Origin of the sequence: Kribbella sp. NPDC023972 (genome assembly GCF_040639075.1) — a bacterium.
Classification (GTDB): domain Bacteria; phylum Actinomycetota; class Actinomycetes; order Propionibacteriales; family Kribbellaceae; genus Kribbella.
Genome location: NZ_JBEZZH010000003.1, coordinates 153,987 through 177,594, shown reverse-complemented (window position 1 = coordinate 177,594; position 23,608 = coordinate 153,987). Strand labels below are relative to the sequence as shown.

The 23,608-nt window shown below is 69.2% G+C and carries 22 protein-coding genes; 4 read left to right on the top strand and 18 right to left on the bottom strand.

The annotated features are described in order from the left end of the window. Positions 1-12: 12 nt before the first annotated feature. From AB0F43_RS13895 to AB0F43_RS13835, 13 genes are all read right to left on the bottom strand, one after another. Positions 13-1,230, bottom strand: a complete 1,218-nt coding sequence (locus AB0F43_RS13895; RefSeq protein ID WP_360475047.1) for an MFS transporter — start codon at positions 1,228-1,230, stop codon at positions 13-15. A gap of 146 nt (positions 1,231-1,376) precedes the next feature. Then, positions 1,377-2,216 (bottom strand): DUF364 domain-containing protein, encoded by an 840-nt coding sequence (locus AB0F43_RS13890; RefSeq protein WP_360475044.1) that lies wholly within the window; start codon positions 2,214-2,216, stop codon positions 1,377-1,379. Between the two features lie 118 nt (positions 2,217-2,334). After that, on the bottom strand, positions 2,335-3,090 hold the full coding sequence (locus AB0F43_RS13885) for a phytanoyl-CoA dioxygenase family protein (RefSeq protein ID WP_360475042.1): 756 nt from the start codon (positions 3,088-3,090) through the stop codon (positions 2,335-2,337). 9 nt (positions 3,091-3,099) lie between these two features. Next, entirely contained in the window at positions 3,100-4,146 is a 1,047-nt protein-coding gene (locus tag AB0F43_RS13880) for a pyridoxal-phosphate dependent enzyme (protein ID WP_360475039.1), read from the bottom strand. Next, complete coding sequence (locus AB0F43_RS13875) at positions 4,143-5,681, bottom strand: ATP-binding cassette domain-containing protein (RefSeq protein WP_360475036.1); 1,539 nt, start codon at positions 5,679-5,681, stop codon at positions 4,143-4,145. Before AB0F43_RS13875 ends, AB0F43_RS13880 begins: the two co-directional genes overlap by 4 nt. A gap of 68 nt (positions 5,682-5,749) precedes the next feature. Further along, positions 5,750-6,544, bottom strand: coding sequence for an ABC transporter permease subunit (locus AB0F43_RS13870; RefSeq protein ID WP_360475033.1), 795 nt, complete (start codon positions 6,542-6,544; stop codon positions 5,750-5,752). Next, positions 6,541-7,479, bottom strand: coding sequence for an ABC transporter permease (locus AB0F43_RS13865; RefSeq protein ID WP_360475030.1), 939 nt, complete (start codon positions 7,477-7,479; stop codon positions 6,541-6,543). Before AB0F43_RS13865 ends, AB0F43_RS13870 begins: the two co-directional genes overlap by 4 nt. Further along, positions 7,480-9,012, bottom strand: a complete 1,533-nt coding sequence (locus AB0F43_RS13860; protein WP_360475027.1) for an ABC transporter substrate-binding protein — start codon at positions 9,010-9,012, stop codon at positions 7,480-7,482. Between the two features lie 314 nt (positions 9,013-9,326). Beyond that, positions 9,327-9,812: a MarR family winged helix-turn-helix transcriptional regulator gene (locus AB0F43_RS13855; RefSeq protein WP_360475024.1), complete on the bottom strand. Its 486-nt coding sequence runs from the start codon at positions 9,810-9,812 to the stop codon at positions 9,327-9,329. 44 nt (positions 9,813-9,856) lie between these two features. Continuing rightward, entirely contained in the window at positions 9,857-10,858 is a 1,002-nt protein-coding gene (locus AB0F43_RS13850) for a CopD family protein (RefSeq protein WP_360475021.1), read from the bottom strand. Then, a complete protein-coding gene (locus AB0F43_RS13845; protein WP_360475019.1) occupies positions 10,855-11,367 on the bottom strand; it encodes a copper resistance protein CopC in 513 nt (170 codons plus the stop codon). Before AB0F43_RS13845 ends, AB0F43_RS13850 begins: the two co-directional genes overlap by 4 nt. A 2-nt stretch (positions 11,368-11,369) precedes the next feature. Then, entirely contained in the window at positions 11,370-12,071 is a 702-nt protein-coding gene (locus tag AB0F43_RS13840; protein WP_360475016.1) for a YcnI family protein, read from the bottom strand. 52 nt (positions 12,072-12,123) lie between these two features. Next, positions 12,124-12,663 carry a hypothetical protein gene (locus AB0F43_RS13835; RefSeq protein WP_360475013.1) on the bottom strand — a complete coding sequence of 180 codons (540 nt, stop codon included), beginning with the start codon at positions 12,661-12,663 and terminating at the stop codon, positions 12,124-12,126. Positions 12,664-12,769: 106 nt separating this feature from the next. Between AB0F43_RS13835 and AB0F43_RS13830 the strand changes: the two genes are divergently transcribed. From AB0F43_RS13830 to AB0F43_RS13820, 3 genes are read left to right on the top strand one after another with little or no spacing between them, the layout of a single operon-like run. Further along, on the top strand, positions 12,770-13,612 hold the full coding sequence (locus tag AB0F43_RS13830) for an ROK family protein (protein ID WP_360475010.1): 843 nt from the start codon (positions 12,770-12,772) through the stop codon (positions 13,610-13,612). Positions 13,613-13,643: 31 nt separating this feature from the next. After that, positions 13,644-14,318: a pentapeptide repeat-containing protein gene (locus tag AB0F43_RS13825; protein WP_360475007.1), complete on the top strand. Its 675-nt coding sequence runs from the start codon at positions 13,644-13,646 to the stop codon at positions 14,316-14,318. Between the two features lie 51 nt (positions 14,319-14,369). Next, complete coding sequence (locus AB0F43_RS13820; RefSeq protein WP_360475004.1) at positions 14,370-16,586, top strand: NADP-dependent isocitrate dehydrogenase; 2,217 nt, start codon at positions 14,370-14,372, stop codon at positions 16,584-16,586. A gap of 93 nt (positions 16,587-16,679) precedes the next feature. Here AB0F43_RS13820 and AB0F43_RS13815 read toward each other — a convergent pair whose 3' ends face one another. The 5 genes from AB0F43_RS13815 to AB0F43_RS13795 all read right to left on the bottom strand — a co-directional run bounded on the left by AB0F43_RS13815 (position 16,680) and on the right by AB0F43_RS13795 (position 23,228). Then, positions 16,680-17,663 carry a LuxR C-terminal-related transcriptional regulator gene (locus AB0F43_RS13815; protein ID WP_360475001.1) on the bottom strand — a complete coding sequence of 328 codons (984 nt, stop codon included), beginning with the start codon at positions 17,661-17,663 and terminating at the stop codon, positions 16,680-16,682. Positions 17,664-17,733: 70 nt separating this feature from the next. Continuing rightward, a complete protein-coding gene (locus AB0F43_RS13810) occupies positions 17,734-18,543 on the bottom strand; it encodes a hypothetical protein (RefSeq protein WP_360474998.1) in 810 nt (269 codons plus the stop codon). 377 nt (positions 18,544-18,920) lie between these two features. Next, entirely contained in the window at positions 18,921-20,357 is a 1,437-nt protein-coding gene (locus tag AB0F43_RS13805) for a GuaB1 family IMP dehydrogenase-related protein (RefSeq protein WP_360474995.1), read from the bottom strand. A 186-nt stretch (positions 20,358-20,543) separates the two neighbouring features. After that, positions 20,544-22,763, bottom strand: a complete 2,220-nt coding sequence (katG, locus tag AB0F43_RS13800) for a catalase/peroxidase HPI (RefSeq protein ID WP_360474992.1) — start codon at positions 22,761-22,763, stop codon at positions 20,544-20,546. Positions 22,764-22,796: 33 nt separating this feature from the next. Continuing rightward, positions 22,797-23,228, bottom strand: a complete 432-nt coding sequence (locus AB0F43_RS13795; RefSeq protein WP_360474989.1) for a Fur family transcriptional regulator — start codon at positions 23,226-23,228, stop codon at positions 22,797-22,799. Positions 23,229-23,438: 210 nt separating this feature from the next. On the opposite strand from AB0F43_RS13795, the gene AB0F43_RS13790 reads away from it, so the two are divergent. After that, entirely contained in the window at positions 23,439-23,597 is a 159-nt protein-coding gene (locus tag AB0F43_RS13790; RefSeq protein ID WP_360474986.1) for a hypothetical protein, read from the top strand. Positions 23,598-23,608: the final 11 nt, after the last annotated feature.

Below are 23,608 nucleotides of genomic sequence, written 5' to 3'. Positions count from 1 at the left end.
ACGATAACTCGCTCAGCGGCGGACTCGCAGCGAGAAAAGGACCGCGATCAGGGTGATCGAGGCGAAAGTCAGGGCGGTGCCGGGGTATCCACCGAGGCCGAGGCCCAGACCGCCCAGCGCGGCGCCGAGGAACGTGCCGAGACTCATGCCGGCCGCGTTGACGCTGAGCGCCGAACCCCGCAGATCACCACTGCGGCGGACCAGCAGGGTGGTGACGCAGGCGGCGACCGTCGCGTGGCTGGCGCCCATCAGCGCGGTGAGCAGGAGGGTCAGCGGGAGACTCGGGGAGAAGTAGAAGGCGGAGACGCTGGTGAGGGCGACGCCGAGGCCGACCAGCAGCATCTTCTCCGGACCGATCCATGGGCGCTCGAGTGCGATGTAGCGGCCGGCCAGCAGGTTGCCGAGGAAGAAGGACGCACCGCTCAGTGACCAGACCAGCGCGAACCACCCGGGCGCGAGGTCGAACGTCTCGTCGTAGAACGCCGCGAGGTAGGCCAGGTAACCCATGAACGCTGCTGTCCGCAGCATCGCGACCACGAGCAGTGGAAGTGCGCCGGGGATCCGGCCCAGCTCGCGGTACGTCGCGAGGTAGCTCATCCGCTGACCGCCGCCCGCCCGCAGCGGCGCCGTCCGACCGCGGCCGCGCCAGAAGAACGCTGCCGACAAAGCGAGCGAGATGACGGCCGCGGCGAGCAGGTTGCCCCGCCAGCCCCACAACATTCCCGGTACGGCGAGAACCGGAGCGGCCAGCATCGCCATCGCCGACGTGGTCGCGGACACCAGCGTGGCCGCTCGCCCGGCCGCCGCCGGGGTGGTGAACCGGTCGGCCGCGGCGGCCCCGATCGACGGCGCCAGGATCGAGGTGGACGCACCGATCAGCAGGCAGAACGCGGCCAGCGCGAACACGTTGCCGAGGGCACCCAGCGCTGCCGAGATGCCCAGCAAGGCCAGTCCGCCGGCCGCCACCAGCTCACGAGCCATCCGGTCGATCAGCGGCGCCAGCGAGAACCCGACGATCAGCGCCGCCAGACCGCCGAGCCCCCGCAGCCCGCCGATCTCCGCCACATTCCCACCCGCCGCGCCCGCGATCGGCACCAGGTACATCCCGAACACGGTGAACGGAATCAAACTCACCGCCGACGCCAGCAAGAACGGCCACAACCGCCGAGCCATCCACAGATCCCCCGGCACCTCCGCGGAACTGGGGGTCGGGGAGGAAGCAGCACCCATCCCCGCACCACCTCCGGGGATCGCCGCCGCCCCGGCACCAGTTGCAGGCGCCACGGCCATCCCCAGCCGGCCTTCTGGGGGGCCCGGGGCCGCGCCCTGGCGCGGAGCCGGGCGGACGTCGGGTGCTGGGTTTTGGGTGTTGCTGCTCATGTGTCCGTCCTGGGGTAGCGGTAGAGGCTGCTCGGGCGGGAGCTGAACTGGGAGAAGGGGAAGGGCTCCGCGGAGAGGGCTGTGACGCCGGAGCCGAGGAAGGACCGGATCACGGCGCTTCCGGTCTGAGCATAGACCGCCAGCGGCTTCGATTGCTGACGGCAACGATCGAGGAGTACGTCGAAAGACCCGTTGGACAAGGTCATTCCGGTCGCCACGACAGCATCGGCGGCGTCGATGACTTCCGTCATGTCGCGGGAAACCGGCAGTCCGGACGCGGTCTCGCGGAGGTTGAAGTCACAGGGCAAACAGATCCCTCCCCGTGCGGTGATCGCGTCGACGAGCGGGTTCACCACGCCGATCAACGCGACTTTTGTGCCCTCGGCAACATCGAGCAGTCCGGCGACGGCCGCGTCCCGGGCCCGTGCCCGCACCTCCGGCGTACCGGCGGGAAGGACGATCTCCTCGGCCTGTGGCGACAGGTGATGTGGCTCGACTGCCGCCAGGTAGGCATCCAACGCCGCGATCCGCACCGGCAGCGCAACGTCGTCGGCGGACAACAAGTCCTGGATCGTTAGCCCCGAGGTGTCCGCGCAGTACGACGGATCCAACTCCCCCGCCTCGAACGAGCACGCGCCGAAGACCTCGCCGACCCGCAGCAGGACGTAGTAGTTCCGGTAGGTGACGTCGGCCCCGGGCAGCCGAGTGGTGTGATGCAGCCAGAAGGCGCTCACCACAGGCAACGACGAGGGCGCCGGGCCGAGCGAACCAGCGAGGACGGAGGAGGTCAGTTCGGCAACGGACGCGGGCGCGGGATCCGGCATGTGAGCGGTCATGGGGCCTCCCGGCCTGGACTGAGGAGCGGAGGGAGCGAAGCGACTGAAGCGACGAGGGAAGGACGGGAGCCAAGGCCCCATGACCCCGCCGGCGCCGAAGGCCCGGCCAAAGGCACGGTCATGGCAGATCGGCCAGCCTTTCGGGGGCGTATGTCAGGGCGGACAACTCTGGACGACCCGCGGGCTGGAAGCAGTACAGCAGCGAGCGCCGGTCGGACGCGGTCCGGTTCGGCGCGGAGCGGTGCACCATCAGCCCGGGGAACATGAGGACCGAACCGGCCGGCGCCTCCACCGTCACCGCGCGGGACGCGTCGACGACGAGCGGATCCACCAGCAGACCGGTCGGATCCAGGCGGTCCCGGCGTACTGGGCCCGCCGCGGGACTGCCCGGAATCAACGTCATCGCGCCGTTCGCGACGGTGTTGTCGTCGAGCATCACGATCGCGGTGGCGATGTCGTACGCCGCCGGCCCGGCACAGCAGTACCAGTACGGGAAGTCCTGGTGCCAGGCGAACTCCGAGCCGACCCCGGCCCGCTTGAAGTTCAGCTTGGCCACGAACCGCCCGGCCCTGGCCCCGATCAGTGAGCTCATCGGCTCGGTCAGCCGCGGCTCGTCCCACAACGCGTCCAGCGCCGGATGCCACTGCGACACTGGCGACAGACTCCGCACGGCTTTGCCGACAGCGTCCGGCTCCCAGTGGATCGTTGTCCCGCGCACCTTTTCCAGCCGGTGCCCGTCCGGCCAGACCGTCACGTCGGTCTCCCCGGCCTCGGCCGCCGCCACGACGTCCGCGTGCACGGCTTCGACCACGGCGCGCAGCCGGTCGACCTCCGTTGCCGTGAACAACCCCGGCAGCAACACATACCCCGTCACCCGACCAGATTAATGCGACGGGGTCGCAGATGGAAACGTTTGGCGGTGGATCAGCGCCGATTCCCGGCGGTCCCAGGACATCGCCGACCACGGCACCGCGAGCTCGTCCAGCGACGCGATCTCCCGCGGCCGCATCGATGCCATCGGCCGCGCCTCGGCATGACGGGCAAAAGCGGACTCGACGTACCGCGTTCCGGTGTCGGCGGCCAGGAAGACATGCTTGCGGCTGCTGTCGCAATTGTGTTCCCACAGCGCCGACAGGTACGCCGCCCCCGCGGACAGCCCGGCGAACACCCCGGAGGTCCGCAGCAGGTCCACCGCGGCCGACATCGCGTAGTCGAACGAGACCCAGTGCATCCGGTCGTACAGCTCGTGCCGCACGTTCCGGAACTCGATCGAGCTGCCGATCCCGGCGATGATCATCTCCGGGTCCTGGGTGTGCCCGGCCCCGAACGTGATGCTCCCGAACGGCTGCACCCCGACCAGGTTGACGTCCCGCCCGCGATTGCGCAGGTACTCCGCGATCGCGCCGGTGGACGCACCCGTCCCGACACCGCCGACCAGGCACAACGGCCCATCCGGCACCAACTCGTTCACCAGGTCGGCCACCGCGCCGTACCCGAGGTAGTGGATGTCGTCGTGGTACTGCTGCATCCAGTGGTACGTCGGGTTGTCGCGCAGGATCTCGCCGATCCGCCGGACCCGGAGGTTCTGGTCCAGCTGCAGGTTGTTCGACGACGGCACCTGCTCGACGGTCGCGCCGAGGATCTCCAGCTGGATCTTCAGCGTCCGGTCGACGGTGGTGGAGCCGACGATGTGGCACTTCATCCCGTACCGGTGACAGGCCAGCGCCAGCGCGTGCGCGTAGATCCCGCTCGAGCTGTCGATCAGCGTGTCACCCGGCCGGACGGCGCCGGTCTCCAGCAGGTGGCGTACGGCGCCGAGCGCCGAGTACACCTTCATCGTCTCGAACCGCAGGCAGATCAGGTCGTCGCCGACCCGGATCGGATCCGGGTCCTTGATCGCCTCCGCCAGGTGGTCGTGCAGTCGCGTCATCGGCGCGATTCGCTCCTCGTGTCGGTGTCGGGGGTCGGCACGGGCGGAGAGTGGGGGCGTCCGAGCTGTGCGGCACTCAGCAGGCGGCGGGCCAGCTCGGACTCGGGTTGGGTCATCACGGTCGCGGGAGGTCCTTGCTCGACCACGCGGCCGGTGTCGATCACCACCACGTGATCGGACACCGCCGCGACCAGGCCGAGGTCGTGGCCGATCCAGACCAGCGCCGTGCCGCGATCCTTCAGCTCGCTCAGCAGTTCGACGACGAGCGTCGTACCGCGGTCGTCGAGGGCTGTGGTGATCTCGTCGCAGACCAGTACGTCGGGGTGCGCGAGGACTGCCCTGGCGAGGGCGGCGCGCTGCAATTCACCTCCGGACAGCCGGCTCGGCGGGCGGGCCGCGGTGATCGCCGAGACGCCGAGACGGGCCAGGGTGGCGACGGCTTCCGACTGGGCGGCCTTCGTATCGAGACCGCGCAGGCGTTGGGCGGTGCGGGCGACCTGCTGGTCAACCGGACGGCGTTCGTCGAAGGACCCGCGGACTTCCTGCCAGACGTACTGGACCCGGCGGTTCTGCTCCAAGGATCGCTTCCGCAGGACGGGCAACTCGTCGCCGTCCAGCAGAATCCGTCCGGTGTGGCGCTCGTGCAGGCCGGCCAGGCAGCGGGCGAGCGTGGTCTTGCCGCTGCCGGAGCGACCGACGACGCCGACGCACTGCCCCGGCCGGACGGCGAGGTCGACCTCGTGCAGGATCGGATCACGTCCGCGTGGCCGCAGCGACGCCGACAGATTCATTGCCTGGAGCAATGGTTCGCCGGGGCTCGGGGTTGTGGGCGCCGGCAACTCCAGCGCGGCGGGCAGCACGTCGGGCCCACCGGAATCGATCACCTGGCCGGCGGACAGTACGACGGCCTGCTCGGCCAGGGCGCGGACGAGGTCGAGGTCGTGGCTGAGCAGCAGGATGCCGAGACCGCTCCGCGCGAGATCCTGCAACTCGCTGACAAGTTGCAGGCGGGTGATCGAGTCCAGGCCGGTGCTGGGCTCGTCCAGGACCAGGACCTTCGGTCGGCAGGTCAGCGCTTGGGCCATGGCGATCCGCTGTCGCTGCCCACCGGAGAACTGATGCGGGAACCGACGCAGCGTGTCCCGATCATCCGGCAGTTGTGCTGCCCGCAGCGCTTCCTGGACCACTGCCTCGCCAGGGTGATGCAGCCGCTCCAGCTCGCGCAACGTCGCCCCGATCCGCCGTGCGGGGTTGAGCGAACTGCCCGGATGCTGAGGCATGTAGGCGACCACCCGGCCGCGTACGGCGGACGCCGCGGCAGTCGGGCCGTTGCTGTCAACAACCATTTGCCCGGCGACCTCGACGGTCCCCTCGAGGTGCACACCGTTGCCGTGCTCACCAAGTAGTGCCAAGGCGGAGGTGGTCTTGCCGGATCCCGAGGCGCCGACCAAAGCCGTCACCCGCCCAGGCCACACCTCGAAGGACACGCCGTCGACGAGGATCACCGAACCAGCGGTCGCCCCGAGGCACCGCACCCGTACCAACGCATCATCCGCGCCTCGCCCTGCGGGCGGGGTGGAGGGGTGGGGGCCGGGACGCGGATTCATCGGTTCGCCTCCGTGAGGCGGCGGGAGCGGTGAACCAGGCGGTCTGCCAGCAGGTTGAAGCCCAGCGTGAAGGACACCAGCAGGAAGGCCGGCGCGAGGACGGCCCAGGGCTGCAGGAGCAGGCCTTCGCGGTTGCGGGAGACGCTGACCGCCCAGTCCGGGGCGGTCGGGCTCAGGCCGAGGCCGAGGAAGTTCACGGAGGCGACCAGGAAGACGGCCAGAGTGATGCGAGTGCCGATATCGGCGGCAACCGGGCCGAGTACGGCGCGGCCGACGTACCCGAGGTGGATGCCGAACCAACTCTCCCGCTGCATTCTGAGCGCCTCGACCACCGGCCCGCTCGCCGCGTCGAGAGCGGCCGCCCGCACCAGTCGGGCGACGGTCGGAACGTTGACCATGGCAACGGCCAGGGTGATCGCGAACGCCGACGCCCGCCAGCCGACGGCGACCACGCTGATCACCAGCAAGGACGGCAGTGGCAGCAGTACGTCGAGCGGCCGGATCAGCGCTTCATCGAGCCAACGGTGCCGAGTGGACGCCGCGGTCAGGCCGATGAGACCGCCGACGAGGTAGGCGATCAGCACCGCGCCGAACGCCATCCCGAGTGCCGTCCGGCCGCCGCTCAGCAAGAGCTGCAGAACATCGCGCCCGAGCCCGTCCGTCCCGAGCACACCTTCGGTCGCATAGGGCAGGCCCGGGCTGACGCGAAGGTCGATCAGCGGTCCGAACACAGCGACCACCAGCGGCACCGCAACGAGTGCAGCCGACACCGCGATGGGTATCCGCCTCATCGAAGGAGCTCCGTGCGCGGGACCAACCGGTTGCAGACCAGGTCGGCGCCGAGATTGATCACCAGCGCCGCGACCGCGAGCACCAGCGTCAGTCCCTGCATCACCGGCACGTCCCGCGTCTCCACCCCGTCGACGAGCGCCGTCGCGAACCCTGGGATCGCGAAGATCGCCTCCACCACCAGAACCCCGCCCAGCAACGTGTCCCCGGTCCGCGCGAGCTCCTGCACCCCGGGCACGGCCGCGTTCGGCAGCACATGCCGCAGCAACAACCGCCGCCGCGGCACACCGAGCCGCCGGGCCTGTACGACGTACTCCGCATGCAGAGCCGTTATCGTGCCGGCTCGGACCTGTCGTGACAGCAAGCAGACGGTCCGCCCGAACAGCACCGCGACCGGCAGCACCAGCAATACCGGATTGGCGAGCAGATCCCCGCCGACCCACGTGGCGGGCAACCAGCCGAGCTTCAGCGAGAACACCGTCACGAGCAACACCGCGATCACGAAGTCCGGGATAGCGCTCAGAGCCAACGTGATCGAGGTGATCGCCCGGTCCAGCCGGCCGTTCTCGCGTGTCCCCATCACGATGCCCAGGGCAACGGCCAGCGGGACCACGACCGCCAGCGTGGCCAGCGTGAGCACCAACGTCGCACCGACCGAGTTCTTGACGATGTCGATCACCGGTCCACCGCTGATCAACGACGTACCGAGGTCACCCGTGAGTATGTTGCCGAACCAGTGCAGGAAACGGTCCACCGCGGGCTGGTCGAGGCCGAGCTGCGCGCGCATCCGGTCGACCTGCTCAGGCGTCAGCGTCTCGGTGAAGCGCAGGTCGGCCGCGTCACCCGGGAGCAGCGCGGTCAGGAGGAAGACGAGGACGGACAGTACGGCGAGCTGGACGACGGCGAGTGCGGCGCGTTGCGCGGCGTACGACCGCATTCAGGCCAGCCACACCTTGTCGAACCGGCCGAAGTCCAAGGTGTTCGGCGGCACTGCCTCGACACCCTGCACCTTGGCCGACACGGCGACCAGATAGTCCGGCAGCCCCCAGGCCAGGATGCCACCCTCGTCGCGAAGCGTCTTCTGGAGTACGCCGTACTTCGCCGACCGGGCCGCCTCGTCGGTCAGCACCTGCGCGGCGGCGAACTCCGCGTCGAACCCGGGCCGGCGCCAGTGCGTGACGTTGAACGGAGACTTGGTCAACAGGCGATCGGTGATGTACTGCGGGATCGGCATCGCGCCGGAGCGGTGGCTGCCGATCACGCCCTTGCTGAGCAGGTCCTTGGTGTAGGTCAGCGGGCTGCCGGTGGTGACCTTGAGCTTCACGCCCGCCTCGGCGACCTGCTCGGCGAACAGCGTGGCCGCCTCCACGAAACCGGCCGACGCGTCGGCGGTGAAGATCTCGATCTCCTTGTTCACCAGGCCGGCCTTCTTCAGCAGCGCCTTTGCCTGCTCGACGTCGCGCTCACGCTGCGGCAGCTCGGCCGGGTAGTACTGGTAGCCCTTGCCGAACAGATCGTTGCCGACGGCACCACGACCGGCGAGCACCACGTCGACGAGCCGCTGCCGGTCGGCGAGCAGCTTGAACGCCAGCCGCACGTCCGGGTTGTCGAACGGCGGCTGGTCGCACTTCATCACGAACGCCTGCATCGTGCTGGCCTTGGCCGCGACGATCCGGACCGACCTGCCGGCTTCCGCCGTACGGGCGAAGGTCGCGGTCATGTCGTTCGCGTACTCGGCCTGTCCACCCTGGACGGCGTTCGCCCGGGCCTCGGAGTCGGCGGAGAGGATGTGCAGCTCCTCGATCCGGGCCGGGCCCTCCCAGTAGTCGTCGTACCGGCTGGCAACCATCGACCGGCCGGCCTCGAACGAACCGAATCGGAACGGGCCGGTGCCGACCGGCTTGGCCGGGTCCTGGAAACCGTCCCGGACGATCTGCGTGCCGATCCCGGCCAGCAGGGCGGGGAACTCGGCGTTCGGCGCGGACAAGGTCAGCTCGACGGTCCGCGGGTCGATCGCCTTGGAGCGGCGAAGGTCAACCGTGGCCAGCGAGGACTGCGCGACGCGTTCCGGCGACTTGGGGTCGGCGATCCGGGCCAGGCTGTAGAGGACGTCCGCACTGGTCAGCTTGTTGCCGTCGTGGAAGGTCGCGTCCCGGAGAGTGAACCGCCAGATCGTCGCCTGCGCGTTGTGCTCCCACTTCTCCGCCAGCCGCGGCACCGGCTTCAGATCGGGACCCAACTCGACCAGCTTCTCGTACAGCGCCTTGTGCCGCGCGATGTCGACGAACAGGCTCTGGACGTGCGGGTCGAGCACCTCCTTCGCCCCGCCACCGGCGTAGACGGCCCGCAGCCGGCCACCCTGGGTGGGCTGCGCGGCCGCCTGCCCGTCGGATCCGCACCCGGTCAACGCCGCCAGACCCAGCCCACCGGCCAGCCCCAGGAAGCCTCGCCTGTTCAGCACATCGGACATGCGCGTTTCCTTCACGGTAGAGGTCCGGCGACGACCCACCACCCACTCGCCGCCGGTCAAGCATCCTGCCGTTAATGAAAATCGTTGTCAAATTCAGCGCGCATCCGAACGAGACGAGAACATTCTTTCCGGCGCAGAGATCCCCCGCTCATCGTGACGGCGTGTCACCGCCACTTAGCTCCGCGTACCAGGAGTCACCCCCCGACCCCGACCCAAAGCGGCGGTGCGGATGGTGGCGAGGGCGTTGCTCCAGCTGACGACTGCTCGAGCATCGCGTGCACCGACGGCTCCCGGGACTCGCCGGGGTAACTGCGTTAGTCGTCGCAGTCGGTGGAGGCGCAGGGGTCGGCGGGGATGTTGCCGAGGATGCGGTCGAAGACGGCGGACAGCTGGGCCTGTTCCGCAGGTGTCAGCTGGTCGAAGAAGTAGGTGCGGACCGCGTCGACGTGGTCCGGGGCGGCGGCTTCGATGGCTTTCCGCCCGATGTCGGTCAGCCGGACCATCGAGCCGCGGGCATCGGAGACGCACTCCTCGCGGCAGACCAGCCCACGCTTCTCCATCCGGCTGACCTGATGCGACAGCCGGCTCCGCTCCCAGCCAACCGACTTGCCGAGGTCGCGCGTCCGCAGGACACCGTGCTCGGCGACGGACAACGGGTGCAACAGCGCATAGTCGGCGCCGGACAGGCCGGAGTTGCCGATCAGCCGCGTCTCCAGTGCGCGCATCAGCTCGCGGTACGCGTCACGGTACGACTGCCACAGACGCGCCTCCCGCGCGTCCAGCCACCGTGGTTCCGTCATCCGACCATCATACGGACTTCTGTTGACATGTCACCGAGTACGGGTCAAGGAGTGCGCGACAGGGCAACCGCGAGTCCCACGGTCGCGGCCATGATCAGCAGTTCGACGATCGCCAGCCGCCGGAAGGCCGCCGGGTCACCGGCCGCCAGGTCCGGCAGCGTCGTACGCCGATGCCACCAGCCGACCGTGACCAGTACGGCGAAAGCGACCGTCTTGGCGAAGACGAGAGCGCCGTACCCGCTCGTCACCCACTGCGTGATCAGGCCCCAGCCGTCCTCCCGGCCGCCGAGGTGGACCTCCGCCGTCAGCAACCCGGTGACCCCCATCGCGATCGCGCAGACCAGCGCCAGCCGGCTGAACCGCTCGACCGCGTTCCGCTCCCGGGCATAGCGCAGTACGGCGCCGAGACCGCCGATCCAGGTGGTTGCCGCGAAGACATGCACGACCAGCGAGCTGGTCGCGAGCACCGACCAGAAGCTGGTGCGGTCGATCGCGCCGTGACCGGTGAGCAGCGGCCCGGTCAGCGCGGCCGCGGTCAGGATCAGCGCGAAACGAGCTCCCCGGACTGTCCGGCAGCCGCTGAGGACCACCGCGAGAATCGCTGTGAGTACGACGGCCACGGCGAGAGCCCTGACCTGGTCGAGCTCGCCCGCCGCGGCCGCGTGATCGGCGAGATGGGACAGCGGGATGCCGAGGATCACCGCGGCGGACGTGATCAGCCCGCCGATACTCGCCACCGCCCAGACCCCCGCCGCGACGGCCGCGTCCTGGCAGGCCCGCAACGCCTGCGAGCCAAGGTTCCCATCAGTTGCCGGTAGCAACAGTACGGCGGCCAGCAGCGCGCCACCGGTCGCGACGGCGGCTCCATCGGCGATGAGGCGCAGGACCGGAACCGACCAGGACAAAGGCATTCCGGCACCGATCAGCCCTTCGGGCTGCCGCCGCGGCGCGCCACCCGCCGCGACCAGGGCAACGATCATCACCACGAGGCCGGCAGCAACCATTCCGCCGGCGACGATCCACTTCGTTGCGTGGACCCGGCTCATTGGGAGGCGGGACGGCGGCGCACGATGACGACGGCCAGAGCGACGACGACCAGCATCACCAGGAACATGGCGACGATGGTGACCGTGTTCGAGTTGCCCTGGCCGGCGGTGGGCGCGGTGCCGGCCGGCTGGTCGGGCGGATGACCGGCGTGGGTGACGGTGAAGGATCCGGTCACCGTGATCGGGTGACCGTCGGCGGACACCACGCGGGCGTCGACCTGGTACCGGCCGGCCTCGATCATCGCGCCGACCGGCTGGGTGACCTTGTTGTCGATCACCTGCACCTCTCCGGTGGCGACGTTCTTGCCGCTGGGTGACTTCACCTGGACTTGGGTGCCGTTGCTGCCGACCGGTTCGCTGAAGGTCAGCACCACCTGGGTCGGCGGTGCGGCCATGGACGAACCGTCGGCCGGTGTCATCGACTCGAGCTTGGCGTGCGCCGCCGCCACCCCGGTGGAGACCACCAGGGTGAGCAGCGACGCCACCAGAACAGCAATCAACCGGCGCACGACTACGACTGTGCCTTTCCGGAGTCCGTCGTACCAGCCTGCACGGCCTTCCGCGGCCGGAGACCGAAGGCCAGACCGAGCAGGCCGACCAGCAATCCACCGCCGCCCAGCCACCGTGCCAACGGGTCGGACGAGTCGTTCGTCACCGCGGCGACCGGTGTGACCGCGGCGGCCAGCTTCAGCGTAGGCGCGGGGTGCTCAGGCTCGTCGGCGCCGTCCTTGGCGACCTCGGCCCACTTGACGACCTCGCCGTCGCTGTACGTCTGGTCGGCCGGGAAGCTGAGCGAGTCCACCCTCTCGGGCAACCGGCCGACCGAGAGTGCGAACTCGTCGAAGTCATTCGGCGGGATGCCTGCGGCGGTGGCGGTCCAGGTGACGGTGGTGACCGCCTCGGACAGCGTGACGTCGCCGACCTTGACCGGCGTGGGCAGTTTCTCGGTCTTCTTCTCCACCTTCCACCCGTCCTTCACCTGCGCCCCGACATGGGCGAACGGGCGGTCCTTGGGCAGCGAGACGACGAGCTTGGTGGTGCTGGTGGTGTCGGACTCGGTGGGGACGCGGAAGACCAGCTTGGCGTACCCGCCGGGTTTGGCGTCCGGCGACGACACGGTGACATGGGCCGACGCCGACGTGGCGGCACCGGCCAGAACGAGCGTGGACGCCGCGGCGATCGCGGCGGCACGCAGGACGAACTTCTTGGACATGAAGGACCTTTCGCGGTCACACGAGTTCACCGACCGCGGGCGACGCGGCCGGTCAGGACGGAGCTGGGATCACTCGGGCGGCCGGCGGTCCACGCCGGGAGACGTTCGACGTGAGCCACCGCTGCGGCAGTCGGGGCTGCGAAGGTACGGCGAGCAGCACGGCGGCGCATCGTCGTACCGGAATCAGGACCGGCAACTGTGGCAGGAGGCGCGCGAAGCTTCGCAGGACGCGGTAGACCCATTGATGGGCCTGGCTGACTGCCAGCACGCCGGCGAGCAGGGCCGCCAGGTGGGTCACGGTCATGAACAGGCTGCCGTTGATCCCCCGATGCATTCCTTCGTGACCGGTGTGAGACGCGTCCAGCGTCACGTGGACGAAGAGCTGCACACCGGCGAGGACCATCGCGGACAGCAGGCGTTCCCCGGCGAGGTACTCACCGAGCAGCCAGCACACACCCGTCAGGGCCAACAGCGGTGTAACCACCCCGAGCGGCACCGGGCCGCCGCCCGCGAGAACATGGCCGACCACCGCGACCACGACGCTCAGCGCCGCGACCACAGACGTCGTACTGCTCTCCGCAGGCAACCTCATCCCCCTGAGTACCGGTCATTCCCAGACACTCTACGGACAGCCACCCCCACTGGTTCCCGCCCGGTGGACCGGACGTCGTAGCACTGACGCCTGCCATGATGACCGGATGGAAGTACCGGTGCTGGAAGTCGGAGGCAGCCATGTGACGGCCGCGGTGGTGTCGCCGGACACCTGGGCCGTCGACGTGGTGGAGCGGGCCGACCTGGAGTCGCAACTGGCGGCCGAGGTGGTCATGGAGCAGTTGGCGGCCGCGGCCCGGAAGTTGCCGCTGGCAAGCGGTCTGGCGGTGGCGCTGCCGGGACCGTTCGACTTCGAGACCGGGGTCGCCTGGTACCGCGGCCAGGGCAAGTTCGACAACCTGTACGGCTACCGGGTCGGCGACAGCCTGCGCGACCTGCTGGATCTCGACCAGATCCTGTTCATGAACGACGCCGAGGCGTTCGCGGTCGGCGAGTGGACGGCCGGCGAGGTCCGCGGACTCGACCGCTGCGCCGGCGTCACCATCGGCACCGGCATCGGTACGGCGTTCCTCGCCGAGGGCCGGGTGGTCCGCGAGGGCGAGACGGTGCCGCCAGGTGGCGAGCTCTACAAGACGTCGTACGACGGCCGCCCGCTGGAGGACTGGATCTCCGCGCGGGCGATCCTGCGCGCGTACTTCGCCCGGACCGGCCAGGACGAGCCGGAGATCGGCGTGAAGGAGATCGCCGACCGGGCCCGGGACGGTGCCGCCGACGCGCGCGGGGTCCTGCTGGCGGCTTTCGGCGTACTCGCGTCTGCGCTGACACCGTGGCTGGAGCGGTTCGGGGTGACGAAGGTGGTGCTGGGTGGCTCGATCTCCGGCGCCTTCGACATCGTCCGCGAGGTCTTCGACTTCGAGGTCGCGGCGACCGAGGACACCGAGCAGTCGGCCTTGATCGGAGCGGCCGCGCACTACCTCCGGTCGCGCTGAACTGTCCGCAGCGCTGGTTACGGTCGGCCTCATGAAGATCGCTGCACCGCGGTTGCGCGGCCACCTCGACCCCGCGTCCCCGACACCGGACGACATCGACGACGAGACCCGGCTGCTCGATCTCGCGCTGGAGGACGTCGATCTGAGCGATGTGGTCGCCGAGCACGTCGAGGTCAGCGGTTGCCGGCTGACCCGCTGCAAGCTGGCCGGTTCGGACCTGGACAAGCTGATCCTGGTAGACACCGAGCTGACCCAGTGCGACGTGGCCAACGCCCGGTGGTCGGACGCCGCGGTGACCAGACTGGCGATCACCTCGTCCCGGCTGACCGGGTTCGCCGGGCCGGGGATGAGCATCCAGCACGCCACGATCCGTGACAGCGTGCTGGACTTCGGCTCGTTCCGGTTCGCGAAGTTCGTGAAGGTCGAGTTCGCCGACTGCCGGCTGCAGAACGCGGACTTCGTCGCCGCCGACCTGACCGGCACGGTCTTCCGCGGCTGCGACTTCACCGGGGCGGAGTTCTCCCAGGTCAAGGCGACCGGCGCGGTCTTCGTCGACTGCACCTGGGACACCGCCCGCGGCCTCACCTCCCTGGCCGGTGCCACCGTGGCCGCCTCCTCCCCGATCGACACCCTCACCTTCACCAGCGCCGTCACCACCGCGACCGGGATCACCCTGACGCACCCGGATGCACTCGACGAAGCGTGAGCCTGACCACGTGGCGGGAGAGGCGGGCGTGGTGCCCATTAGGGTGGGGCTGTGACTGACTCGACGATCATCTACACCCACACCGACGAGGCTCCCGCGCTGGCGACGTACTCGTTCCTCCCCGTGATCCAGGCGTACGCCGGTCAGGCCGGTGTCCGGGTGGAGACCCGGGACATCTCACTGGCCGGGCGCATCCTCGCCGTCTTCGGAGAGTACCTCCAGGAGGACCAGCGGGTCCCGGACGCGCTGGCCGAGCTCGGCCAGCTGGCCACGACGCCGGCCGCGAACATCATCAAGCTGCCGAACATCTCGGCCTCGATCCCGCAACTGAAGGCCGCCGTCGCCGAGCTGCGCGAGCAGGGCTACGCGCTGCCGGACTACCCGGACGAGCCGGCGACCGACGAGGAGCGCGACATCCGCGCCCGGTACGACAAGGTCAAGGGTTCCGCGGTGAACCCGGTGCTGCGCGAGGGCAACTCCGACCGGCGCGCACCCGCCTCGGTGAAGAACTACGCGAAGGCGCACCCGCACCGGATGGGCGCCTGGACCGCGGACTCGAAGACCAACGTCGCGACGATGGGCCAGGACGACTTCCGCTCCACCGAGAAGTCGACCGTGATCGAGGCCGACGGCTCGCTGCGGATCGAGCTGATCGGCGACGACGGCACCACCACCGTGCTGCGCGAGTCGGTCCCGGTGCTGGCCGGTGAGGTCGTCGACGCGTCCGTGATGCATGTCGCGGCACTGCGCGAGTTCCTGACCGCCCAGGTCGCCCGGGCGAAGGCCGAGGACGTGCTGTTCTCGGTGCACCTGAAGGCCACCATGATGAAGGTCTCCGACCCGATCGTCTTCGGCCACGTCGTCCGCGCGTTCTTCCCGAAGACGTTCGCGCAGTACGGCGACGTCCTGGCGAAGGCCGGCCTGTCCCCCAACGACGGGCTCGGCGGCATCCTCAACGGCATCGCCGCGCTGCCGGAGGGCGCCGAGATCAAGGCCGCGTTCGACGCCGAACTGGCCGAGGGCCCGGCGCTGGCGATGGTCGACTCGGACAAGGGCATCACCAACCTGCACGTCCCCTCCGACGTGATCGTGGACGCCTCGATGCCGGCCATGATCCGCACGTCCGGGCACATGTGGGGCCCGGACGGCCAGGAGCACGACACGCTCGCGGTGCTGCCGGATAGCAGCTACGCCGGCATCTACCAGGTCGTCCTGGACGACTGCCGCGCGAACGGCGCGTTCGACCCGGCCACCATGGGCTCGGTGCCGAACGTCGGCCTGATGGCGCAGAAGGCCGAGGAGTACGGCTCGCACGACAAGACCTTCGAGATCCAGACCACCGGCACCGTCCGGCTCGTCGACGAGGCCGGGAACGCCGTACTGGAGCAGACCGTGTCGGCCGGCGACATCTTCCGCGCCTGCCAGACCAAGGACGCCCCGATCCGCGACTGGGTCAAGCTGGCCGTCACCCGGGCCCGGGCCACCGGCGACCCGGCGGTGTTCTGGCTGGACGAGACCCGCGCCCACGACGCGAACCTGATCACCAAGGTCCAGCAGTACCTGTTCGACCATGACACCGACGGCCTGGACCTGCGCATCCTGGCGCCGGTGGACGCGATCAAGTTGTCGCTGGAGCGGATCCGCCGCGGTGAGAACACCATCTCGGTGACCGGCAACGTGCTGCGTGACTACCTGACCGACCTGTTCCCGATCCTCGAGCTGGGCACCAGCGCGAAGATGCTCTCGGTCGTCCCGCTGATGGCCGGCGGCGGGCTGTTCGAGACCGGGGCCGGCGGGTCGGCGCCGAAGCACGTACAGCAACTGGTCAAGGAGAACTACCTGCGCTGGGACAGCCTGGGTGAGTTCTTCGCGCTGGCCGCGAGCTTCGAGCACCTGGCCCAGGCGACCGGCAACGCCCGCGCCCAGATCCTCGCCGACACCCTGGACCGGGCCACCGCGACGTTCCTCGAGGAGGACAAGTCGCCGACCCGTCGCGTCGGCGGGATCGACAACCGCGGCAGCCACTTCTACCTGTCGCTGTACTGGGCGCAGGAACTGGCCAAGCAGACCGACGACGCCGAGCTGGCCAAGGCGTTCGCCCCGCTCGCCGAGGCTCTCGCGACGAACGAGCAGACCATCGTGGACGAGCTGCTCGCCGTCCAGGGCAACACGGTCGCCCTCGGCGGCTACTACCAGCCCGACCCGACCAAGGCCGCCGCGGTCATGCGCCCCTCCAAGACCTGGAACGACGCCCTCGCCGCGATCTGACCCCGCACGACTGAGCGCCCGGTGACCACCACGGTCACCGGGCGCACTCATGCTTACGGCCAGGACCGTCGGCTCGCTGCGGTGAGGCCGGGGTCAGCGGGCCAGGTACTTGCGGACGTCGTCGGCGACCTGGGAGCGGTTGGCCATGCCGTACTTGCGCAGGATGGCGCTGAGGTGGGTCTTGACCGTGTTCAGGCTGATGCCGAGCTCGGCCGCGAGCTGGTCGTTGTCGAGGCCGTCGACGAGCAGGACGGCGACGCTCTGCTGCGCCTTGGTCAGGCTCGCGTACCGTCGCTCCGGACCCTCGTCGGTGTCCATCAGCATCTCGATCAGCTCGGACTGGATGTGCTCGGTGAGGTCGATGATCCGGGTCAGATGGCTCCGTACCGCCGCGCTGACCTCCGGTTCGTCCATTCCCTCGGTGGCGATCTCGCGGATCGACCCGACCCGATGGGCCAGGTACTCCATCACGTGGTCGGAGGTCAGCAGATTCGGCCCGACATCGCCGGCCGGCAACCGGCGCAGCGCCTCCCGGTCCTCGCCTTCGCGGGTCAGCACCCGCTCGACCAGGCCGCCGAGCCACTCGAACGCCCGGACGGCGTTGTCGTCGAAGCTGTTCGGTGCGTAGCTCTGCATCGACAGCATGCCGAACAGCTGGTCCGGACCGTCCTTGACCGGACGGAAGATCGGCACCGTCACCGCGTCCTCCGACCGCCGCCCGACATCACCGATCGGTACGCCGGCGTGCAGAGCGGCCCCGTTGTCGTAGGCGAACCGGTACGTCTGCCGGCGTCTGACCAGCCAGGCCGTCTGACCGTTCGGACCGAAGATGTGCGTGTCCGGGTCGACGTACCGGCCGTCGTCGTACCCGTAGGGATAGCGGACCCGGCTGGTGCCCTGCAGGAAGCCGACGTAGAACGTGTCGACCCGCGCGATCTTCCCGGCCACCACCCGGGCGTAGTCGTACAGGCCGTAGTGGTCGGCGCGGAACAACGCCTCGATCTTGTGGTACGCCTCGCGCAGGATGATCGCGGTCTCGGCGTCAACCCGCAGCGGAGCGGACGCCTTCTCCTCCACGAGCCTCTGCTCCCGACGCTGATGTGTCGATCACTTGACTATGCCGCCGTACGCCGACTGTTGCCAAGAGCTAGCGTGTCAGCCGATCCCAGCTGGGCTGGTCGATCCAGATCGACCCGGGGTCCAGATAGGGCCGGAGCAAGGCGCTCACCTCGGCGTCGTCGGACCCCTTCAGCTGGTCGGACGCGATCTTGCGCGCCACGCCGGCGAGGAAGTCGGCCACCTGAACCCGCTGGTCCGTAAAGGAGTCGACCTGTTCGAGGCCGGCGAAGCCCGGAGCGGACCGACGCAGCGTGAAGACACGCTCCGGGGACAGCGTGGTCTGCCGGTCGTGCGCGATCGCCACCGGCTGCCCACTCGCACCCCAGTGCTCGACGGCTCGCACGATCGCCGGGAGCAGCGCATCGAGCGGTGACACGACCGGCTGCTCGTCGCGGAACCTGGTCCGCAGGAAGTCGTTGGCCGCGACCAGGAACGCCTCGGCTTCCTCGGTACGCCGGGCGGCGTCGTACAGGAACCGTGTCATCGACGGCCGGGCACCCAGGAAGGTGACGAGCCCGGAGGCCAGGAAGTACGTCTTGTCGACCAGGAACACCCTCGCGTTGCCGAGCAACGGGCCGTCGGGGCCCAGCAGCCACAGCAACACCGAGCGGTGCTTCGACCTGAGCAGATGATTGGCCTTGTACATCGTCGCGGGTGACCGGATCCGCAGCCGCAACTCCGCGATGCAGTCGGCCGCGGTCCCGGAGTCGATGCGCACACTCGCGTGCGCGAACACGTCGGTCACTCCGCCGGCCAGCTTCTCGCCTTCGTACCCGGACTCGTCGCACACGATCTCGACAGCCGCCGTCGCGGGTTCTGTCCTCGCTGCGTCCGTCACGCCTCGACTCTCTCACCCGGCACCAGCGCGACGCACACGATTACTGCCCGCACACGGCAGTCGCGGGTGGTGGTTCCGAGTTCCCGAGTCGCCCTCCCAAGCCTCGGTAGAACTCCACACCACCACCCGCGCCCGCGGTTGTGGGACGCCTGGCTGTGAGCCCCCGTGTCGCTTGATCCCACGCCCCCTGCGAGATCGCGACCCCCCGACGGTTCCCGGCGTCCTCCCCTCCACCCCGTTGACTACACAGTGCCACTGCCGTCACGCCGTGCCTATCGCCCGGGGCATGAGATCGTTGTGCCCTCAACCTCACCCCAGGAATGAGACTCTCTGTAGTCTTTACGCAACCGTCGCCGCGCGGAAATCGCCGTACGTGGTCACCAACTGGTGTCGAGCGGCTTGCCTTCGGTGTAGCCGGCCGCGGTCTGGATGCCGACCACGGCCCGCTCGTGGAACTCCTGCAGGTTGGCGGCGCCGACGTACGTGCAGGAACTGCGGATGCCGGACACGATCGCGTCGAGCAGGTCCTCGACACTCGGGCGCTCCGGGTCGAGGTACATCCGGGCGGTCGAGATCCCCTCGCCGAAGAAGCTCTTGCGGGCCCGTTGGAACGGCGTGTCGTCCGCCGTCCGGGACCGGACCGCGCGCGCCGACGCCATCCCGAAGCTCTCCTTGTAGATCCGGCCGTCGTTGTCGCGATGGGGATCGCCGGGCGACTCGTAGGTGCCGGCGAACCAGGACCCGATCATCACACTGGACGCCCCGGCCGCCAGCGCCAGCGCGACGTCCCGCGGATGCCGTACGCCGCCGTCCGCCCAGACGTGCTTGCCGAGCTGACGGGCCCGCTCGGCACATTCCAGTACGGCGGAGAACTGCGGCCGGCCCACCGCCGTCTGCATCCGTGTCGTACACATGGCGCCCGGCCCGACCCCGACCTTGACGATGTCCGCCCCGGCCGCGACCAGGTCGCTGACCCCCTCGGCGGTGACCACGTTCCCGGCCACGATCGGGACGGCCGGCTCGAGCCGGCGGACGAGCTCGAGCACCTCGATCATCCGCTCCTGATGGCCGTGCGCGGTATCGATCACGAGTACGTCGACGCCGACATCGAGCAGCGCCTTCGCCTTCTGCTCGGCGTCGCGGTTGATTCCGATCGCGGCGGCGATCCGGAGCTTCCCGTTCGCGTCGACGGCCGGTTCGTACAGCGTTGCCCGCAGCGCTCGCTGTCGGGTGAGGATGCCCACGATGGCGCTGTCGGCATCGACCACGGGTGCGAGCCGGTGGCGACCGTCGTGCAACAGGTCGAAGGCCCGCTCGGCGTCCATCCCGGCCGGCAACGTCAGCAGCTCGCGGGACATGATCGTGTCCAGCTGGGTGAAGCGGTCCACGCCGGCGCAGTCGGCCTCGGTCACCACGCCCACCGGGCGCCCGTCGTCGACCACGATCACCGCGTTGTGGCCGCGTTTCGGCAGCAGGTTCAGCGCTTCGCCCACGGTCCCGGTCGGCGGCAGCACCAGGGCGGTGTCGTGCACGGTGTGCCGTTGCTTGATCCAGGCAACCACCTCGGCGACCACGTCGACCGGGATGTCCTGCGGGATCACCGCCAGTCCGCCACACCGGGCGATCGTCTCGGCCATCCGCCGCCCGGACACCGCGGTCATGTTCGCCGCGACGATCGGGATCGACGTACCGCTCCCGTCACTGGTGGACAGGTCCACATCCAGCCGCGACACGACCCCGGACCGGTTCGGAACCAGGAAGACGTCACTGAAGGTCAGATCCCCAGCAGGCTCCCGATCATGGTGAAAGCGCATGGCATGGCCCCTTCCGGTGTCCGGATTCACCATGGTGCCACGCAGTACCGCAGAACCCGCGAGAGGCGGCCGATGAGCGCGAGCGCCCGCCGCGGTCATCCGGCGAACTCGTCCGGCGGCTGTGACAACAGCAGACCGGCTCCCTCGGGGTGAGGGAGCCGGTCTGCTTGGTTGCTGGTACGGCGATCAGCGCAGGTCGAAGCGGTCGAGCTCCATGACCTTGGTCCAGGCGGCGGCGAAGTCCTTGACGAACTTCTCCTTGGCGTCGTCGCTGGCGTAGACCTCGGCGACGGCCCGCAGTTCGGAGTTCGAGCCGAAGACCAGGTCGGCCCGGGTGCCGGTCCACTTGACCTCGCCCGAGGCGTCACGGGCCTCGAAGAGCTCCTGGCTGTCGTCGACCGCGGTCCACTCCGTGCCCAGGTCGAGCAGGTTCGCGAAGAAGTCGTTGGTCAGCGAGCCCGGGGTGTCGGTGAAGACCCCGTGCTGGGAGCCGTCGTAGTTCGCGCCCAGGACCCGCAGGCCGCCGACGAGGACGGTCATCTCGGGCGCGCTCAGGGTCAGCAGGTTCGCCTTGTCGAGCAGCAGGTACTCGGCCGGGAGCCGGTTGCCCTTGCCGTAGTAGTTGCGGAAGCCGTCCGCGATCGGCTCGAGCGCGGCGAAGGAGTCGACATCGGTCTGCTCCAGGGTGGCGTCCACCCGGCCCGGGGTGAAGCCGACCTCGACGTCGTACCCGGCGTTCTTGGCCGCCGCCTCGACACCCGCCGTACCCGCGAGCACGATCAGGTCGGCCAGCGAGACCTGCTTGCCACCGGCCGCGTTGAACGACTTCTGGATCCCCTCGAGCGTGTTCAGCACCGTGGCCAGCTGGTCGGGGTTGTTGACTTCCCAGCCGTTCTGCGGCTCGAAGCGGATCCGGGCACCGTTCGCACCGCCGCGCTTGTCGCTGCCACGGAACGACGACGCCGCCGCCCACGCAGTGGAGACCAGCTGCGAGACGGACAGCCCCGACGCGGTGACCTGAGCCTTCAGTGCGTTGATGTCGTCGGCGTCGATGAGCTCACCCTCGACCGCCGGCAGCGGGTCCTGCCAGATCAGCGTCTCGCTCGGGACCTCCGGGCCGAGGTAGCGCACGACCGGGCCCATGTCGCGGTGGGTCAGCTTGAACCAGGCGCGGGCGAACGCGTCCGCGAACTGGTCCGGGTTCTCCAGGAAGCGCCGCGAGATCTGCTCGTAGATCGGGTCGAAGCGCAGCGACAGGTCGGTCGTCAGCATCGTCGGCTTCTGCTTCTTCGCCGCGTCGTACGCGTCCGGGATGATCTCCTCGGCGTCCTTGGCCACCCATTGGTGCGCGCCGGCTGGACTCGTGGTCAGCTCCCACTCGTAACCGAAGAGGATCTCGAAGAAGTCGTTGCTCCACTGGGTCGGTGTCGTGGTCCAGGTGACCTCGAGACCGCTGGTGATCGCGTCCTTGCCCTTACCGGTGCCGTAGGTGCTCTTCCAGCCCAGGCCCTGCGCCTCGATCGGCGCGCCCTCGGGCTCCACGCCGACGTGGTCGGCCGGGCCGGCGCCGTGCGTCTTGCCGAACGTGTGGCCACCCGCGATCAGCGCGACGGTCTCCTCGTCGTTCATCGCCATCCGGCCGAACGTCTCCCGGATGTCGCGGGCCGCGGCGACCGGGTCCGGGTTGCCGTTCGGGCCTTCCGGGTTCACGTAGATGAGACCCATCTGGACGGCACCGAGCGGGCTCTCCAGGTCGCGGTCACCGGTGTAGCGCTCGTCGCCCAGCCAGGTGGTCTCCGGACCCCAGTAGACGTCCTCGTCCGGCTCCCACACGTCCGCGCGACCGCCGGCGAAACCGAACGTCTTGAAGCCCATCGACTCCAGCGCCACGTTGCCGGTCAGGATCATCAGGTCGGCCCAGGAGATCTTCTGGCCGTACTTCTTCTTGATCGGCCACAGCAGCCGGCGGGCCTTGTCCAGGTTCCCGTTGTCCGGCCAGCTGTTCAGCGGCGCGAACCGCTGCTGACCGGCGCCGGCGCCGCCACGGCCGTCGCTGATCCGGTACGTGCCCGCGCTATGCCAGGCCATCCGGATCATGAACGGGCCGTAGTGACCGAAGTCGGCCGGCCACCAGTCCTGCGAGGCGGTCAGCAGCTCGGCGATATCCCGCTTCACCGCGGCCAGGTCGAGGGTGCTGAACTCGGCCGCGTAGTCGAACTCCTCGCCGAGCGGGTTCGCCACGGCCGGGTTCTTCGCCAGGATCTTCAGGTTGAGCCGCTCCGGCCACCAGCCCCGGTTGCCACCACCCTGGGTGGGATGCGGCGCACGGGCGGTGTGCGCGACCGGGCACTTGCCCTGGCTCTCCGTGGTCGCTTCCGCCGGCAGCGGCGGGTGGTTCTCAGACATTAGGTTCCTTCCAGACTGGACGTTTCAAGGAAGTCATGAACTGCGTGCGGTGGAGCAGTCGGAGCACAGGCCCCAGTAGATGACCTCGGCCTCGTCGATGACGAAACCGTGGTCGTCGGACGCGGTCAGGCACGGCGCATGACCGACAGCACAGTCGACATCGGCGATGACGCCACACGACCGGCAGACGACGTGATGATGGTTGTCCCCGACCCGCGACTCGTACCGAGCGACCAGTCCGTGCGGCTGGATCCGACGGACCAGCCCTTTGTCGGTGAGCACCCGCAGCACGTCATACACGGCCTGATGCGACACTTCGGGAATTTCGTTGCGCACGGCACCAATAATCATGTCCGTGTCCGCATGCGCGTGCGTGTGCACGGCGCCGAGCACCGCCAGCCGCGGCCGGGTCACCCGCAACGAAGCCCCCCGCAACAACCCCTGGAGCTCCTCAACCGTCGGCACGCGAGCAGTCTACCGCCTTTTCTGGAATGAGTCAAGATTAGCTTCCGGTGCACCTAGCCTCATCGATCGCAGGCACGAGGTCGCACGCCTGTTCGCGAGCCGGTCTTACGTAAGCGCTCGCGGGAATCAAGATCCCGTCCGGACCGCCATCGGAGAAGGGCGTCGACGTACTGTGTGCACTCGCGCTGGTACGGCAACTACCACCAGCAGATGACGGCAGAACAGACGATCGCGGCCGGGGCCGCGATCGTCTTCATGGTCGTGCCGACCGTCCGCCCGCCACCGCCGGACACACAAGCACCACCACCGTCTCAAACTGCCCCGGTAGGCCAGACCCTGGTGCAGAACAGGCTCAAGCTTCCTGTGTGAGAGGCCATTTG